Origin of the sequence: Actinomyces johnsonii, from assembly GCF_006546835.1 — a bacterium.
GTDB classification, from domain to species: Bacteria; Actinomycetota; Actinomycetes; order Actinomycetales; family Actinomycetaceae; genus Actinomyces; species Actinomyces johnsonii.
In genome coordinates this window covers 280,174-295,023 of record NZ_VICB01000004.1, presented here as the reverse complement: position 1 = coordinate 295,023, position 14,850 = coordinate 280,174, and the positions used below count along the sequence as shown (strand labels likewise).

Annotated in this window: 14 protein-coding genes; 8 read left to right on the top strand and 6 right to left on the bottom strand. The window is 67.5% G+C overall.

The features are described 5' to 3' along the window. Window positions 1-273 precede the first annotated feature (273 nt). The 5 genes from lepB to rpsP form a co-directional block, all read right to left on the bottom strand. Window positions 274-1,140, bottom strand: a complete 867-nt coding sequence (lepB, locus tag FK256_RS04020) for a signal peptidase I (protein WP_141423798.1) — start codon at window positions 1,138-1,140, stop codon at window positions 274-276. Continuing rightward, window positions 1,137-2,558 (bottom strand): tRNA (guanosine(37)-N1)-methyltransferase TrmD, encoded by a 1,422-nt coding sequence (trmD, locus tag FK256_RS04015; protein WP_141423797.1) that lies wholly within the window; start codon window positions 2,556-2,558, stop codon window positions 1,137-1,139. The genes lepB and trmD overlap by 4 nt, the downstream gene beginning before the upstream one ends. Further along, a complete protein-coding gene (gene rimM, locus FK256_RS04010; RefSeq protein ID WP_141423796.1) occupies window positions 2,555-3,103 on the bottom strand; it encodes a ribosome maturation factor RimM in 549 nt (182 codons plus the stop codon). Before rimM ends, trmD begins: the two co-directional genes overlap by 4 nt. A gap of 318 nt (window positions 3,104-3,421) precedes the next feature. Then, on the bottom strand, window positions 3,422-3,658 hold the full coding sequence (locus tag FK256_RS04005) for an RNA-binding protein (protein WP_003781480.1): 237 nt from the start codon (window positions 3,656-3,658) through the stop codon (window positions 3,422-3,424). 1 nt (window position 3,659) lies between these two features. Continuing rightward, window positions 3,660-4,133, bottom strand: coding sequence for a 30S ribosomal protein S16 (gene rpsP, locus FK256_RS04000; protein ID WP_039893317.1), 474 nt, complete (start codon window positions 4,131-4,133; stop codon window positions 3,660-3,662). A 697-nt stretch (window positions 4,134-4,830) separates the two neighbouring features. Between rpsP and FK256_RS03995 the strand changes: the two genes are divergently transcribed. The 6 genes from FK256_RS03995 to FK256_RS03965 all read left to right on the top strand — a co-directional run bounded on the left by FK256_RS03995 (window position 4,831) and on the right by FK256_RS03965 (window position 10,743). Further along, entirely contained in the window at window positions 4,831-5,898 is a 1,068-nt protein-coding gene (locus FK256_RS03995; RefSeq protein ID WP_141423795.1) for a hypothetical protein, read from the top strand. Window positions 5,899-6,515: 617 nt separating this feature from the next. Next, on the top strand, window positions 6,516-7,544 hold the full coding sequence (locus FK256_RS03985) for an ABC transporter ATP-binding protein (RefSeq protein WP_141423794.1): 1,029 nt from the start codon (window positions 6,516-6,518) through the stop codon (window positions 7,542-7,544). Between the two features lie 47 nt (window positions 7,545-7,591). Continuing rightward, window positions 7,592-8,476, top strand: a complete 885-nt coding sequence (locus tag FK256_RS03980; protein ID WP_141423793.1) for a hypothetical protein — start codon at window positions 7,592-7,594, stop codon at window positions 8,474-8,476. Between the two features lie 44 nt (window positions 8,477-8,520). After that, entirely contained in the window at window positions 8,521-9,705 is a 1,185-nt protein-coding gene (locus FK256_RS03975; protein ID WP_244936126.1) for a sensor histidine kinase, read from the top strand. Further along, window positions 9,702-10,313 (top strand): response regulator transcription factor, encoded by a 612-nt coding sequence (locus FK256_RS03970; RefSeq protein ID WP_009232191.1) that lies wholly within the window; start codon window positions 9,702-9,704, stop codon window positions 10,311-10,313. Before FK256_RS03975 ends, FK256_RS03970 begins: the two co-directional genes overlap by 4 nt. A gap of 43 nt (window positions 10,314-10,356) precedes the next feature. Beyond that, window positions 10,357-10,743, top strand: coding sequence for a nuclear transport factor 2 family protein (locus FK256_RS03965; protein ID WP_021605752.1), 387 nt, complete (start codon window positions 10,357-10,359; stop codon window positions 10,741-10,743). 160 nt (window positions 10,744-10,903) lie between these two features. Here the strand turns inward: FK256_RS03965 and ffh are convergent, their stop codons facing one another. After that, window positions 10,904-12,592 (bottom strand): signal recognition particle protein, encoded by a 1,689-nt coding sequence (gene ffh / locus FK256_RS03960; protein WP_141423792.1) that lies wholly within the window; start codon window positions 12,590-12,592, stop codon window positions 10,904-10,906. A gap of 361 nt (window positions 12,593-12,953) precedes the next feature. Here ffh and FK256_RS03955 point away from each other — a divergent pair, with 361 nt between their 5' ends. Together FK256_RS03955 and FK256_RS03950 are read left to right on the top strand one after the other, a co-directional pair. Continuing rightward, window positions 12,954-13,958: an ABC transporter ATP-binding protein gene (locus FK256_RS03955; RefSeq protein WP_425321574.1), complete on the top strand. Its 1,005-nt coding sequence runs from the start codon at window positions 12,954-12,956 to the stop codon at window positions 13,956-13,958. A 144-nt stretch (window positions 13,959-14,102) separates the two neighbouring features. Continuing rightward, window positions 14,103-14,831, top strand: coding sequence for an ABC transporter permease (locus FK256_RS03950; protein WP_141423900.1), 729 nt, complete (start codon window positions 14,103-14,105; stop codon window positions 14,829-14,831). Window positions 14,832-14,850: the final 19 nt, after the last annotated feature.

Below are 14,850 nucleotides of genomic sequence, written 5' to 3'. Positions count from 1 at the left end.
GCGGCGCCGCGCCGTCAGGGGCAGCGCCGGAGGTGGACGCCCTTGGGCTCCCTCGAGGCGGCATCCTCCCCAGTGGCAGAGGAGCCGCAGGACCCAAGTGCTCGCTCAGTTTGCCATAGGCTCGCACCCAGGGACGAGCGCGCCGGCATCGACGTGCCTGAGTTCACGCCTTGTCCCCGTCTCGGCGCGAGCCCCGGGACGCGTCGCGCTGCAGGAGCTCACCGGCGCGATGGGCCGGAGAGGGCGATACCGATTTACGGCGGGGCCGAGTGGTCAGTTGTCGGAGCCAGCCAGGGTGCGCGCCGGCGTGGGCTCGGTGGGGGCCTCCGAGATCGCCGTCGGAGTCGACGTCGGTTCGGGCACCTGGGAGAAGACCTTGTGGCCGGACCCCAGGCTGGACCAGTGGGAGTAGGGCCACACGACGTTCTTGGCAACGCCGACGACGTTGCCCATGGGGACGAAGCCGTGGTGCGCATCGTTCTGGTGGTAGCGGGAGTCAGAGGAGTTGGCGCGGTTGTCCCCCATGACCCATACGTAGCCCTCGGGCACGGTGATGTCGAAGGCGAGGTCGGACGCCGACCGGCCGGGTTTGAGGTAGTCCTCATGGAGTTCGACGCCGTTGACGCTCAGGGAGCCGTTCCCATCGGCGACGACGTGGTCGCCGGGCATACCGATGACGCGTTTGATGAGGTGGTGTCCCGCGTTCTGGGGGAAGATGCGGATGGTGACCAGGAAGTCCTGAAGGGCGCCCTGCAGGCCCGTGGGCTCCTCGGTCATCAGCCAGTGGTCGGGATCGGTGAAGACGACGACGTCGCCACGGTGGATGTCGTCGGAGTCGAACATCGTCACCGTGACGCGGTCGCCCTCGTTGAGGGTGTCCTCCATCGACCCGGAGGGAATGGTGAAACTCTGTATGACGAAGGTGCGGATGAGGGCGATGATCGCCACAGCGACAACCAAGTAGGACAGGGTGATGCCCCACTGCTTGAGACGGGAGCCGATCCGTGCCGCCGTCGAGGACGGCTCGGACGCCCCGGTGCTCTTCGTAGCCGTGCCGCCGTCATCGCTGCGGGTGTCGCCCGTGCCGTCAGCCGTGTCGTCAGTCATGTCCTTGAGGTTCTGGTCGGGTCCGCTACTCATAGGCCTTCTCCTGTCTGCCGGGTCATGACGACGTCGTGGGCGTCCTGGCCCCCGACGTTGTAGGTGCGAGTCCCGACCTGGCGAAAGCCGGCCCGCTTGTAGGCCTTCTGGGCGCGCTTGTTGGTGATGTGGGTGCCGAGCCAAAGCAGGCTCGTCCCGTGGGCGGCGGCCTGCTGTGTCACGGCGCTCATGAGCGCAGGGGTGAGTCCCGAGCCTCGCATGACGGAGTCGATGTAGACCTTGGACAGCTCGCCGACGGCCTGCCCCGGGCGAGCCCGGACGCAGGCAGGACGGGGATCGATCCCGGGGGGAGGATCACCTGCGGCGTCGTGCTCCTCCCACAGCACAGCCGCGTAACCCACCAGGTTGAAACCATCTGACGTCTCGGTAGGCTCCGTCCCACCGGATGTCCGCATGGCGGGCAACGGGGCAAGAAGCTCGGCGACGACGAGGTCGACGCGCTCGTCGTCGGCCCAGGTGGAGAACAGCTCGGGCACGAGGCTGGTGGCGATGTGCCGGGTGATGGACTCGGGGGCGATGACCTGCTCGCAGGCATCAGGGAAGGTGCGGGCCGCCAGGTCCGCCAGCGCCTGGGCGTCGCACGCGGTGGCGGGGCGGATGCGCACCGGCACCGGATGGGCCGCCCCAACCGGAACCGCCCATCCTAGGGTCGCCAGCGTAGCGCGGTCATCGCGGTCCAGGAGCGCGGCGTCCAGGTGCTCGATCATGTCGGGGCGGCGGCTGACAGTGCGGGCAATGGCCTGGTCCCGCCGGATGCGGGCGATGCGGGCGTGGTCACCGGACAGCAGGACGGGGTCGACCTCCAGGTCGCGCCACTGGGTGGGGCGGGTATGGACGGGGTACTCCAGCAGACCCGCGGCTCCGTGGGACTCCTCGATCAGTGACTCGGGGTTGCCCAGGACACCGGGCAGGAGGCGGGCGATTGCCTCGATCATGACGATGGCGGCGGCCTCTCCCCCGTTGAGGACGTAGTCGCCGATGCTCAGCTCACGCACCTCCACGCCGCGGGAGGCGTAGTGCTTGGGCACGCGCGCGTCGATGCCCTCGTAGCGGCCGCAGGCGAAGACCAGGGAGTCGGCGCTGGCCAGGTCCTCGGCGGTGCGCTGGGTGAAGACCTCGCCCGAGGGTGTGGGGATGACGAGGACCTGACGACCGGCGGTGGGAACGTCCACGGCGAGCACGTCGTCGAGGGCCTCGCCCCACACGTCGGGCTTCATCACCATGCCGGCACCGCCGCCCAGGGGTGTGTCGTCGACGGTGCGGTGCCGGTCGTGGGCGTGGTCGCGCAGGTCGTGGACGCGCAAGTCGAGGTCGCCCCGGTCGGCAGCCCGCCCAATGAGAGAGAGGTCCAGAACCTTAAAGTAGTCGGGGAAGATGGTGACGACGTCGATCCTCACCGGGCCTCCTCAGCCTCTCCGCGTCCGGGGAACAGCCCACCGGGCGGGTCCAGGGTCACGGTGCCGGCCTCCAGGTCGATGGCCGGCACGAGCGCAGCGACGAAGGGGACGGCCACGTCATCACCCTCGGGGGTGGTGACCACGAGTCGATCCTGGGCGACGCCCGGCTCCAGATCCGTGACCTCTCCCAGCGCCTCGCCGGTGACGTTGAGCGCGTGCAGTCCGACCAGCTCGTGGCGGTACCAGGACTCGTCACCCTCCGTGGGGCTCGTGGCGTCGTCGGAGACGTCGTCGGTCTCGACCAGGAGTCTGACTCCCCGTAGGGCCTCGGCGGCCGTACGGTCGCGCGCCTGTTCGAAGGCGGCGAACCAGCGTGAGCCGTCGAAGCGCAGGCGGCTGACCGTCAGAGGACCGGCCTGGGCGGGCTCGGTGGGGACAGTGGTTCCGGGCGCGAGGCGCCCCTCGGGGTCATCGGTACGGATCTCGAGGCGCACCTCGCCCTTGAGGGCATGGGCGGGACCGATGACGGCGAGGGTGAGCAGCACCTGTTCTCCTGGGATCGGGACGTGGAATGGTTGGCAAGGGATCTGGTTGTCTGACGCCAACCTACCGCGCGCCGGCTGGCGTTCCCATCGGCCACAGGGATGAGGTGGAGCACCGATGACGTGAGGTTGAACGCCCTCGCCCAGGTCCGTCTTCCATCTGCTCCGCCGACCGGCCGCCGATCACCTGGGGCATGAGGGCGCAGAACAACCGCTGGAAGACGACGGCGCCCGGCTCCCTTATGGGAACCGGGCACTCGTGCCGATGTCAGACCTGCCGAGACCGACACGGTCGGCTATGCCGACCTGAAGACCCTGCGTTCAGCGGCGGTCGGTGTCGACGACGTCGACGCGCACTGACGAGTCTGCCAGTGCTCCCACCACTGTGCGCAGCGCTCGAGCGGTACGGCCCGAGCGGCCGATGACCCGGCCGAGGTCCTCGGGGTTGACCCGTACCTCCAGCAGGTCGCCGCGGCGCAGCGACCGGGAGGTAACGGTGACGTCGTCGGGGTTGTCGACGATGCCCCGTACGAGGTGCTCGAGGGCGTCGGCCAGCATCTCAGGCCTCCTCGGCGGCGGCCTCGTCGGAGGCATCAGCCTCGACGTTCTCCTCCGCCGCGGCCTCAGCGGCCTGGGAAGCCTCCTGGTCCGCCTTGGCCTTGGCGGCGGCCGCCTTGCGCTTCTCGGCGTCGTCGGCAGCGGCCTTGACCGCCGCCTCCTTGGCGACCGTGGCGGCGTCGGCGTCCTTGACCTTGAGGGTGCTCTCCACACCCTTGAGGCCCTTGAACTGGTGATAGTCGCCGGTGATCTTGATCAGCTTGTAGACGGCGTCGGAGGGCTGGGCGCCCACACCGAGCCAGTACTGGACGCGCTCGGAGTCGATGCGGATGAGCGAGGGCTCCTGCATCGGGTCGTAGACACCGATCTCCTCGATGACGCGACCGTCGCGCTTCTTGCGGGAGTCGAGGACGACGACCCGGTAGAAGGGGGCGAACTTCTTGCCCATGCGCTTGAGGCGAATCTTGACTGCCACTTGGTTGAACTCCTGGTTCTGGATGGTTTGGCGCGCGCTGGTCCCCGGTGGGGTCAAGCAACGGTTTCCGGCGTGAGCCGAGACGCAACCGGGGCCGGGAGAGGGACCGACGTCCGATCGAGTACAGCCGGACATTCTGCCAGAGCCTCCGACAACGTCGCCAGCCCGGGCCGGGGCGCCGTCCCACCGCCCGGTGCGAGATCGCCCACAGCCGACGCCGACAACAGAACCGACCGGAATTCACGGTTCCGCCGAGCAACGACGCCAACACGCTCAAACCCACCCGGGCTGCACTATTCAAAACCCGGCACTGCATGCAGAATCGGGGCATGCTTCGTTCATGAGGCCTCCCTCCTTCGGCAATCGCGGCATCCAGCCTCCCGGCAAGAGCTCGTCGATCCGACCTCCCCGTTCCGGACAGAGCGCTCCGACGAATCAGTCTCTCCGGCCGTCGCGACGGCCTTCGGCCACCTGGGTCTGCCTCCTGGTCATCGCACTCGTCGTCGTTGCGGGAGCCATCGTTCACCTCCGGGGCTCCGCAGGATCGCATGCGGCCTCAGATCGCCGATCGGCCGAAGACGATGCGGCCCGGCCATCACCTTCAGACTCGGCCTCGTCATCGATCCCGGCAACCGGCACGCCCACGTCGAGCACAACATCGAGCACAGCCGCGTCGCCGGTGACGGACGATCCCTGGGTGGAGCAGTGGCGCCTCGAGACGGGCATGGCGACGGCATGGAAACCGGGCGGGGATTGGGGCTTCCTCTCGAACGGCAATCACATCGCCGTGTACGACAAGAATCTCAAGGGCCCTACTCCCATCCAGATCTACCGGATGGTCGACGGTCGGCCGACGAGGACCTTGGATCTTCCATCACCGGGATACATCCCGTGGGGAATCAACAGTACGTCGCTCTTCTACTCACGAGGTTATATCGATCTGGAGACCGGTGAGACAACTGAGGATGTCTGGGGGAAGGAGTTTCCCACCTTCATTTCCGATGATCTCATCATCACCTGCTCGGATAGTCGCATCACCTGTTCTGCATGGGATATGAGCAACGGGGCACTGTCGCTGAGATGGTCGCAGAAGTATCCGGGGAGTAAGGCACGCCTATGGCAGAATCAGCGCGTCGGAGACACGAACAGCGGATACCTCAAGCTGCAAATCGATAACACCATTCATTTCATATCCCTGAGTGACGGATCATCCCACAACCCACAGGACTCCAAGGAGCTACCCACATTCATCGCGGCCTCCGACGGGTGGATCCGAATAGATCGAATAACGCAGGCCACAACTCTTAGCCCCGACGGCGCCCGCACCGGGTCGTTTTCCATGCCCAGTCCATTCTCCTCCCGATACTCACCGCTACTGATCACCGGTTCGGGCTCTCCGACCGTCGGGGAGCTCCGCCGGGCCTACGAGTCGCAGGACACCTCCTGGGCCCAAACATCGGTGTCGTGCGCCTCGGGGGAGCCTTGCACACTCAACGGCGAACCGCTCTCGGCCCCCACCGACGGGAACTGCACATCCAGCGGCCTGGATATCGGCGATATTCAAAACAACTGGGCGATGAGCCCCGACAACCGATTTGTGATCGTCAAGCGCCAGGCCGCCTACGACCAGAGTACGGCGTGCATCATCGACGTCACCAAGAACAGGACCTATGAACGGCAGAATGCGATCGTACCGCGAGGTGACCTGATCATCGCCGTCGAGGGCGCGACCCTGGCGGGTTATTCCCCCACCCAGCGAGAATAACCGCACCACGCACCCGACCATCCGATAAGTGACGAAGCTGAAGGAAACAGCGCCCATGAGCAGATTCCCCTGGGGGATCCGTCCTCCTGGCGCCCCGACGTCGATCCGGCCTCCCAGCACCCCCTCCACGGATGGACCGCTGTCTTCCGACCTTCTCACCGGAGAAGAACGATCAAGTGCGCTCCATGCAGCTGCTTTCCGCTAGCGATGGTTGGGTCATCATCGATCCAGACAGTTCCACAGCATCCACCTTCTCCAAGAATGAGGCGCCTCCGCTCGCGCGCAGTTCCAGAATTCCTGGAAACTGAGCTCCGACAAGCGCACACTCACCATACGCGGTAGCTCTGCCAGTAGCGAGATCGGTGCCGTGTTCATGATCGACATGGCCTCAAAGACGCCGATGGATCCCCTACCCATCACATCCCGTAGCGCATTCATCCCCGTCTGGCGCCAGGACTTCATTGTCGCGATCGGCGGCTCCACGTTGATTGGCTACGCACCGGAATCCTGATGACACGATGACTTCCCACAGAGCCAGCTGCTGCATGACAGGTGTCATGTAGCAGCGGTGACAGCGCTCAGTACCGGGAGCCACGGGCCGGCGCGAGCCTGGGTCCATGACCCGCAATGCAGCCGAGCCCTCAGTCCACTGCCGCGCAACTCATCCTTCTACCGGGAGCAGTGCAGGGCCCGCCGCGGTTCGCGCCCGTGGCCTGTGCAAGAGCTTCGGCAGCCTCGTCGCCGTCGATGAACTCGATCTCACTGTCCGGCCCGGCGAGGTGATCGCCTTCCTCGGTCCCAACGGCGCGGGCAAGTCCACCACCCTCGACATGATCCTGGGGCTGACTCGCCCCGACGCCGGACAGGTCTTGCTTCTGGGAACCTCCCCCGACCAGGCGGTGCGGGCGGGTCGCGCGGGCGTCATCTTCCAGGACGGAGGCCTTCTGGACGACTTCACCGTTGGGGAGACCCTGCGAGTCGTGGCCTCGATGCAGCCCCGGCGCTCCAGCCGAGATTCCCGCATTCGCAACGCTTCCAGGCTCAAGGACGTCGTCGACGAGGCAGATCTCGGGCGGATCCTCACCCGGAAGGTGAGCCGCTGCTCGGGAGGTGAGCGCCAGCGCTTGCGTCTGGCCCTCGCCCTTCTACCGGATCCCGACCTCCTCGTCCTGGACGAGCCCACCGCAGGCATGGACGTCAGCGCCCGGATCGCCTTCTGGGAGACGATGCGCGCCCAGACCCGCCGCGGCCGCACCGTCCTGTTCGCCACCCACTACCTGGAGGAGGCGGCCTCCTTCGCCGACCGCATCGTCATCATCGCCCACGGACGCCTGGTGGCCGACGGGAGCGTCGATGAGATTCGGGCGCTGGGCGACGGCGCCCTGGTCAGCGCCACATGGCCCGGTATCTCCGAGGAGTCGTTGGGCCGGCACCTGGCCGTCTGTCCCGCGGCCGGCAGCATTGGGCACGCGGCCGTCCGCGGCGAGCACGTGGAGCTGCGCACCACCGACTCCGACGCCGTCGCCCGCTGGCTGTTGACCGCCACCCCAGCCGAGCACCTGGGCATCGGCGCGGCCAGTCTCAACGAGGTCTTCACCGCGCTGACCTCCGACGACTCTGACGGCACAGTCCCGTCGACGCCTTAGCCCACACCCATCACCCTGACCACCACCATATGCAATGAGGCCGCATCATGACCGCGACGTCCCAAACATCCTCTGATTCCCCAGTATCCGGGTCCCCTGTCGATCCCGACGCGGGCGGGCTCGCAGGCCGATCGCCTCGTGCGGGAGGGCTCAGGCCCGCGCGCCCTCTCCTGACCTACCTCTGGCTGGACCTCTATCGGAGCCTGCGCGAGCCCGCCAACCTCTTCTTCGTGGTGGCCTTCCCCCTGGCGATGTACCTCGTCTTCGGCCGGTTGAACGCGTCTGCGGGAGAGTACGGTCCGCACGCTCACGGCAATGTCTCGGCCTCGGTGATGCTCGCGATGGCCTCCTTCAGCGCCTGTCTGGGGGCCACGAGCGCCTCGGCCTCGGCCGCCGTCGAGCAGTCGGCGGGCTGGGGCAGGCAGATGGCCGTCACCGGTCAGGGGCTGCGCGGGTACCTGGTGGTCAAGACCGGAACCGCGGTGGGAACGGCGGCTCTTCCGGTTATCGTGGTCCTCACCGCCGGGGCCTTCACGGACTCGCAGATGGAGGGCTGGGCCTGGGCCACCAGTCCCGTCGTCTGCCTGCTCGGGGTCCTGCCCTTCGTCTTGTGGGGTCTGGCCGCAGGAATGTGGCTGCCGTCCTCGGCGTCGATCGGTATCGCGACTTCCCTGGTCACTTTGTTCGCCTTCATCGGCAACGCCTTCATGCCCCTGAACCACACACTGATGACGATCAGTCGCTTCACCCCGATGTACGGGTCGACGGCGCTAGCCCGGTGGCCACTGGGCGAGGGGTGGGTCTACGTGTCGGATCGACCGGCGGGTGTTCAGGACCCGCCGTGGATGCCGTTGGCTAACCTGGTGGTGTGGACACTCATCTTCGGGCTGCTGGTGATCGGGGCCCGACGCCGGGCGACCAGGCGCCAGTGAGCCCCGTGAGTATCAGGTACCCGCCTCCGTACGGCTCCCCCTCCATGGCGATCTCAGTATCGCAGAAGGAAGGGACCCGTTCCCGCCTCTGGCGCCGCTATCGCCGTCGTATCGTTTGGGACGCCACGGTGTGGGTGTTCTTCCTGGTCATCCCCCTCATCCAGCTTCTCTTCGGCTCCTTCGCCCGGTGGCAGCGCTTGCTGGGAATCGCCGGAATCATGGGGTTCATTGTCGCCTACATCTGGGCCTTCTCCACGCAGGACACCCGCGCGGTGCAGGCGGGGGTACCTCTGCCTGATCTTCCGATTCGCGTCCTTCTGGGCAAGTTGGCGGTCCCATCGCTCTTCACCGTACTGGCACTGCCGGCGCTGGGCTGGTGGACGGCCTACTTCTTCCCCTTCTTCTGCTCGTTGGTCCTGTTCTCCATAAAGCTGCGCCGGGGAATCCCGACCGTCATCACCGCGGTTGCCCTCTTGGCGGCCGCCTCTCTGGCATGGAACACGCATCCGGAGTCGCGCTGGATGGTGCTGGGCGCCACGTTATCGGGACTGACCATCATCATCGCCCGCATTGCGGTGGAGCTCCAGGAGCGCAGAACGTCCACCGAGCGCGAGCTCGCCCTCGTCTCCCAGCGCGAGGCGGTCGGGCGCGATGTCCATGACATCCTGGGACACTCCCTGACGGTCCTCACCCTCAAGGCAGAAGTCGCCCGCCGGCTCATCGAGCAGGATCCGATCGCCGCCTCCCGCGAGCTCGACGAGGTCATCGCCCTGGCCCGCGGGGCCCTCGCCGACGTGCGCTCCACCGTAACGCGCCTGCGGTCCCCGGACCTGGCCAGCCAGCTGGAGGCCACGCGCACCGCCCTGAGCGCCGCCCAGATCGATGTGGAGCTGACCGGCAGCGCCCAGGAGGTTCCTGAGTATCAGCGGGCCCTACTGGCCTGGGCCCTGCGCGAGGCCACTACGAACATTGTGCGGCACGCCCAGGCCGCGAACGTCACCGTGCACCTGGAGCCGGGGCTGCTGCGGGTGAGCGACGACGGCGTCGGCCTGGCCGGATCCAGACCGGGTAACGGGCTGGAGGGCCTGCGCTCCCGCATCGAGCATGAGGGCGGGTCCCTCGCCATGACCAGCCCGTTCAGCAGTCCCGACGCCCCGCCCACCGCCGTCGAGGACCACTGTGCTGGCGCGCCTTCCGGCGGCACCCGTCTGGAGGTGAGGCTGCCATGAACCCGATCCGTGTCCTGATCGCCGATGACCAGGCCCTGGTGCGCGGCGCTCTGGCGACGCTGCTGGGGCTGGAGAACGATCTGGAGGTGGTGGCCCAGGTGGGGCGGGGAGACGAGGTCCTGGAAGCGGTGCGCGAGCACGCCGTGGATGTGGCCCTGGTGGATATTGACATGCCCGGGCGCGATGGGCTGGCGGCCACCGCCGAGGTCGTCGCCTCCGGGGCGCCGTGCAGGTGCCTCATCGTGACGACCTTCGGTCGCCCGGGCTACCTCTCACGAGGCATGGAGGCCGGGGCTGCTGGCTTCATCGTCAAGGACACCCCGCCGGAAGCACTGGCCGAGGCGATCCGCAAGGTTCACGCGGGCCTGCGGGTCATCGACCCCGAGCTCGCCCAGGAGTCGGTGCTGCTCGGGCCGAACCCTCTCACTGAGCGGGAGAAAGAGGTCCTGCGGGCTGCGGCCACGGGCGCGGACGCCCGGGAGATCGCGGCGCGACTGCGCCTGGGTGAGGGGACGGTGCGCAACTACCTGTCGTCGGCGATCGCCAAAACCCACGCCCGCAATCGCACCGAGGCGGCCCGCACCGCCGAGACCAACGGCTGGCTGTGAGTACAGTTACTTCCAAGCCGCCGACTGCGCAGAGAGGTAGGGGATGGAGAGCTCATCACAGCGGCATGAACTGATCCGACGAGAACCGATCTTCCACCACCCGGAGCTGATCTGGGACGCCAGCTCCTTTGATGAGCAGATCGCGGAGGACTTCAACGAGGTCGGCGCCTCGGGGAGACGTTACAGCCGCAGCGAGGTCAAGGAGATCGTCCTGGGGCGCTTGAAGGGAACTCATGCGGACTCCCTCACTGATGGATACAGAATCGAGGGGGCTGAGTCCCGCATCCTTGCCGACGACGTCGTCCAGGTCCTCTATACCCTATGCACGCCGAGTCGCGTTACCCGGAGATCCACGCTCTACCGTTGCCGGGACTCGACCTGGCAGGCGGTATTCCACCAGGGCACCGTCGTCGAAGGCGCTACCGGCTGAGCCCCACCACAGCCCTACCGCGGCCGCCCAGGCCGGCGATGAGGCGCTGGCCGCGAGCTCGTACGCTGCGGTGCGCGGACTGCTCCGGAGGATCAGGCCTCGAGGCCTGCCGTACGAACGCGGGGGCCAAGCGACTCCCGGGAGCCTCGGGCCGTTGTGTCTACAGCCCGAGGTGGCGGCGCAGGTCCTCGGGCAGGGCGCCCATGGCGTCGGCGACGTCGTCGCCCGAGGACTGCGCGCCGGCCTGGGCCTGCTGCTGGGCCTGGGGCATGATCCCGTAGCCGGAGGCTCCGGACTGGCCGCCGCCGAGTCCGAAGGAAGACCCGGCTGCGGGCGCAGCGCTCTGCCCGGCTTCGATCTTGGCCTGCTTGGCTGCAGCGGCTTCCTTGGCCTGGCGGGCGGCCTTGGCAGGGTTGCCGCTGCGGCCCTTCTTACCGCCCTTGCCGCGCTTGGCCTTGGGGGCCTGACGGGCCTTGGAGTGCTTGCCCATGCCGGGCAGCGACCCCATGCCGGGCATGGGGCCGCCCTCGCCGAGTCCTCCCATGCCGCCGCCGGAGGCCATGGCCTCCATCATCTTCTTGGCCTGCTCGAAGCGATCCACGAGCTCGTTGACGGCCTGGACGGTGGTACCCGACCCCTTGGCGATGCGGCTGCGGCGCGAGCCGTTGAGGATGGACAGGTCCTTGCGCTCGGCGGGTGTCATGGAGCACACGATCGCCTCGATGCGGTCGACCTCGCGCTCGTCGAAGTTCTCCAGGGCATCGCGCATCTGCCCCATGCCGGGCATCATGCCCAGGAGCTTCTTCATGGAGCCCATCCTGCGGATCTGGCGCAGTTGGCTGAGGAAGTCGTCGAGGGTGAAGGTGCCCTTGGCGAGCTTGGCTGCGGCGTCCTCGGCCTCCTGGCGATCCAGGGTCCGCTCGGCCTGCTCGATGAGGGTGAGCAGGTCGCCCATGTCCAGGATGCGCGAGGCCATGCGGTCGGCGTGGAAGCGCTCGAAGTCGGTCAGGCCCTCACCGGTGGAGGAGAACAGGACCGGAGCACCGGTGACGCCGCGCACGGACAGGGCCGCGCCGCCGCGGGCATCGCCGTCGAGCTTGGAGAGGACCACACCGGTGAAGCCGACGCCGTCGCGGAAAGCGACCGAGGTGTTGACGGCGTCCTGACCGACCATGGCGTCCAGGACGAAGAGGATCTCGTGAGGGGCGACCGCATCGCGGATGCGGATCGCCTGGTCCATCATCTCGGCGTCCACACCCAGGCGGCCGGCGGTGTCCACAACGACGACGTCGTAGCCGCTGGCGCGCGCGTGCTCGACACCGGAGCGGGCCACGGCCACCGGGTCGCCCACGCCGTTGCCGGGCTCGGGCGCCCACACGTGCACCCCCGCGCGCTCGGCGACGACGCTCAGCTGGGTGACGGCATTGGGGCGCTGGAGATCGGAGGCCACCAGTAGGACTCGCTTGCCCTGGTCGCGCAGCCAGCGGCCGAGCTTTCCGGCCAGGGTCGTCTTACCGGCGCCCTGGAGGCCTGCGAGCATGATGATCGTGGGGCCGCGGTCGGCCCAGTGAATCTCCCGGGTCTGTCCGCCCAGGACCTCGATGAGCTCCTCGTTGACGATCTTGACGACCTGCTGGCCCGGGTTGAGGGCCTGGGAGCGGGCGGCATCGACCGCCTTCTCACGCACCGCGGAGGTGAAGGCGCGCACCACGGGCAGGGCGACGTCCGCCTCCAGAAGGGCGCGGCGGATTTCGGTGACCGTGGCGTTGACGTCGGCCTCGGTGAGACGACCTTTGCCGCGCAGCTGGTTGAAGGAGGCGGTGATGCGATCGGAGAGGTTGCCGAACACGCGATGGTCCTTCCTGGCGCCGTTGGGCGCGTTGGTCGGGAGACTGTGGGCGGATGAGGGCGGAACGCCCATGGCCGTGGGCTATGGCGATCACCTCGACTGCGACCCAGGATAGCGGCAAGCGGGCCTCGTCCCCTCTCCCGCGCCCGGACCGGGACTGAACCCACACTCAACGGTCGCAGGCCCCGCCACGTCATGCCTCCGGGTCCCGGCTCCCCCTGACACCCTCTCCCACTCCGAACGCGGGTTTTCTCCCGTTATCCTGCGGTATTTCACCACCTGGCGATCCCTGAGATATGTCATGAGCAAGTAGTGACCGATGGGCCATGGATCGCAGCCAACGTGGGACGAGTCTTGAGCCATGAGCACAACAACGACCCGGTCCGTCCAGGAGCCCGCACTCCGGGAGGTTCCCATGGCGGCTCCCGTGGTGGAGCCCGCAGATGCCGTCAGGCTGACCGCCCTGCACAAGTCCTTCGGAGACGTCACCGCCGTCGACGGAATCGACCTGACCATCCGTCCAGGCGAGGTCGTCGCCCTCCTGGGGCCCAACGGCGCCGGCAAGACGACGACGATTGACATGATCCTGGGACTCGGTCGCCCCACCGGCGGAGAGGTGAGCACCTTCGGGATGAGCCCGCGCCAGGCGGTCGACCGGGGCCTGGTCACAGCCGTCATGCAGACCGGCGGGCTCCTGCCCGATATCACCGTGCGTGAGACGGTGGAACTGACGGGAAGCCTCTTCTCCCACCGGATCGATACCGAGGAGGCCATGCGGCGCGCGGGCATCACCGACTTCGCCTCACGCATCGTCAAGAAGTGCTCAGGAGGCCAGCAGCAGCGCTTGCGCTTCGCCATGGCATTGGTGAGCGACCCGGCTCTGCTCATCCTCGATGAGCCGACCACCGGCATGGACGTCGAGGGGCGCCGCAGCTTCTGGGAGGCCATCCACGCTGACGCCGCGCACGGACGCACGATCATCTTCGCCACGCACTACCTTGAGGAGGCCGACGCCTTCGCCGATCGGATCATCCTGATGCGTCATGGGCGCATCATCGCCGACGGCACCGCGGCCGAGATCCGCACCTCTGTGAGCGGGCGCACCCTACGAGCCACCCTGACCTGCACAGCCGAGCAGCTACGCAGCGCTCTGACCGATCTGCAGGCCCGTGACCGGGTCCACGATATCGAGGTCCTGGGCAGCGCACTCACCCTGAACTCGACCGATACCGACGCCGTTGCCGCACTCCTCCTCAGCGATCACCTGGCCAAGGACCTGGAGATCACCAGCCGTGGCCTGGAGGACGCCTTCGTGGCCCTGACCAGCGACGGCGCCGCAGCTCCCACTCTGGGAGCGTCAGCATGAAACGCACCAGCAGCACCGACGCCCTTTCTCCCACGCTTTCTACCGGAAGGAACCGCAATGTCTTCTCCCTCTGAGTCCTCCTCCGCCTTGTCAGCAGTCGACCGCCTCGATCTCTCCTCCCGTCCCACACCGCCCCTGGGCGGATTGAGCCTGACCCTGCTGTCACTCGAGGCACGCCGGCGCCTGCGCAACCGCCGGGCCATGATCTTCTCTGTCCTGCTGCCAGTGGCCTTCTTCTTGATGTTCACCACCACTGACTACTCCTCAATGTCCTACGGCAACGGCAATGTCGTGGCGAACATGATGGTCGGCATGGCACTGTACGGCGCGCTCATGACCACCACCGGGGCAGGGGCGGCCGTGAGCAACGAGCGAGCCTCGGGCTGGAGCCGTCAGCTGCGCCTGACGCCGCTGAAGCCCATCGCCTACATCACCGCCAAGGCGATCGTCGGGATACTCATCAGCGCCCTGGCCATCGGTGCCGTCTACGCCTGCGGCCCCTTGCGTCACGCGCAGATGCCGGCGAGCGTCTGGATCTCCTCGGCACTCATCATCTGGTTCGGTTCCCTGGTCTTCGTCGCCTTCGGACTGTTCGTCGGCTATCTCCTTCCCTCGGATAACGCCATGCAGGTGGTCGGCCCTCTCATGGCCCTGCTCGCCTTCCTCGGGGGCATGTTCATCCCGTTGACGCCGGGCTCCACTATGGATCGCATCGGCAGCCTCACCCCTATGTACGGGCTGCACAACCTGGCGCTGTGGCCCATGGGCGCAGAGAGCTTCTCCTGGTGGTGGGTGGTCAACGTCCTGACCTGGCTCTCGGTCTTCCTGGGCGGGGCCGCCTGGAGAATGGGCCGCGACACCGCCCGGGTGTGAGCTCGTGAGTACCATCAGG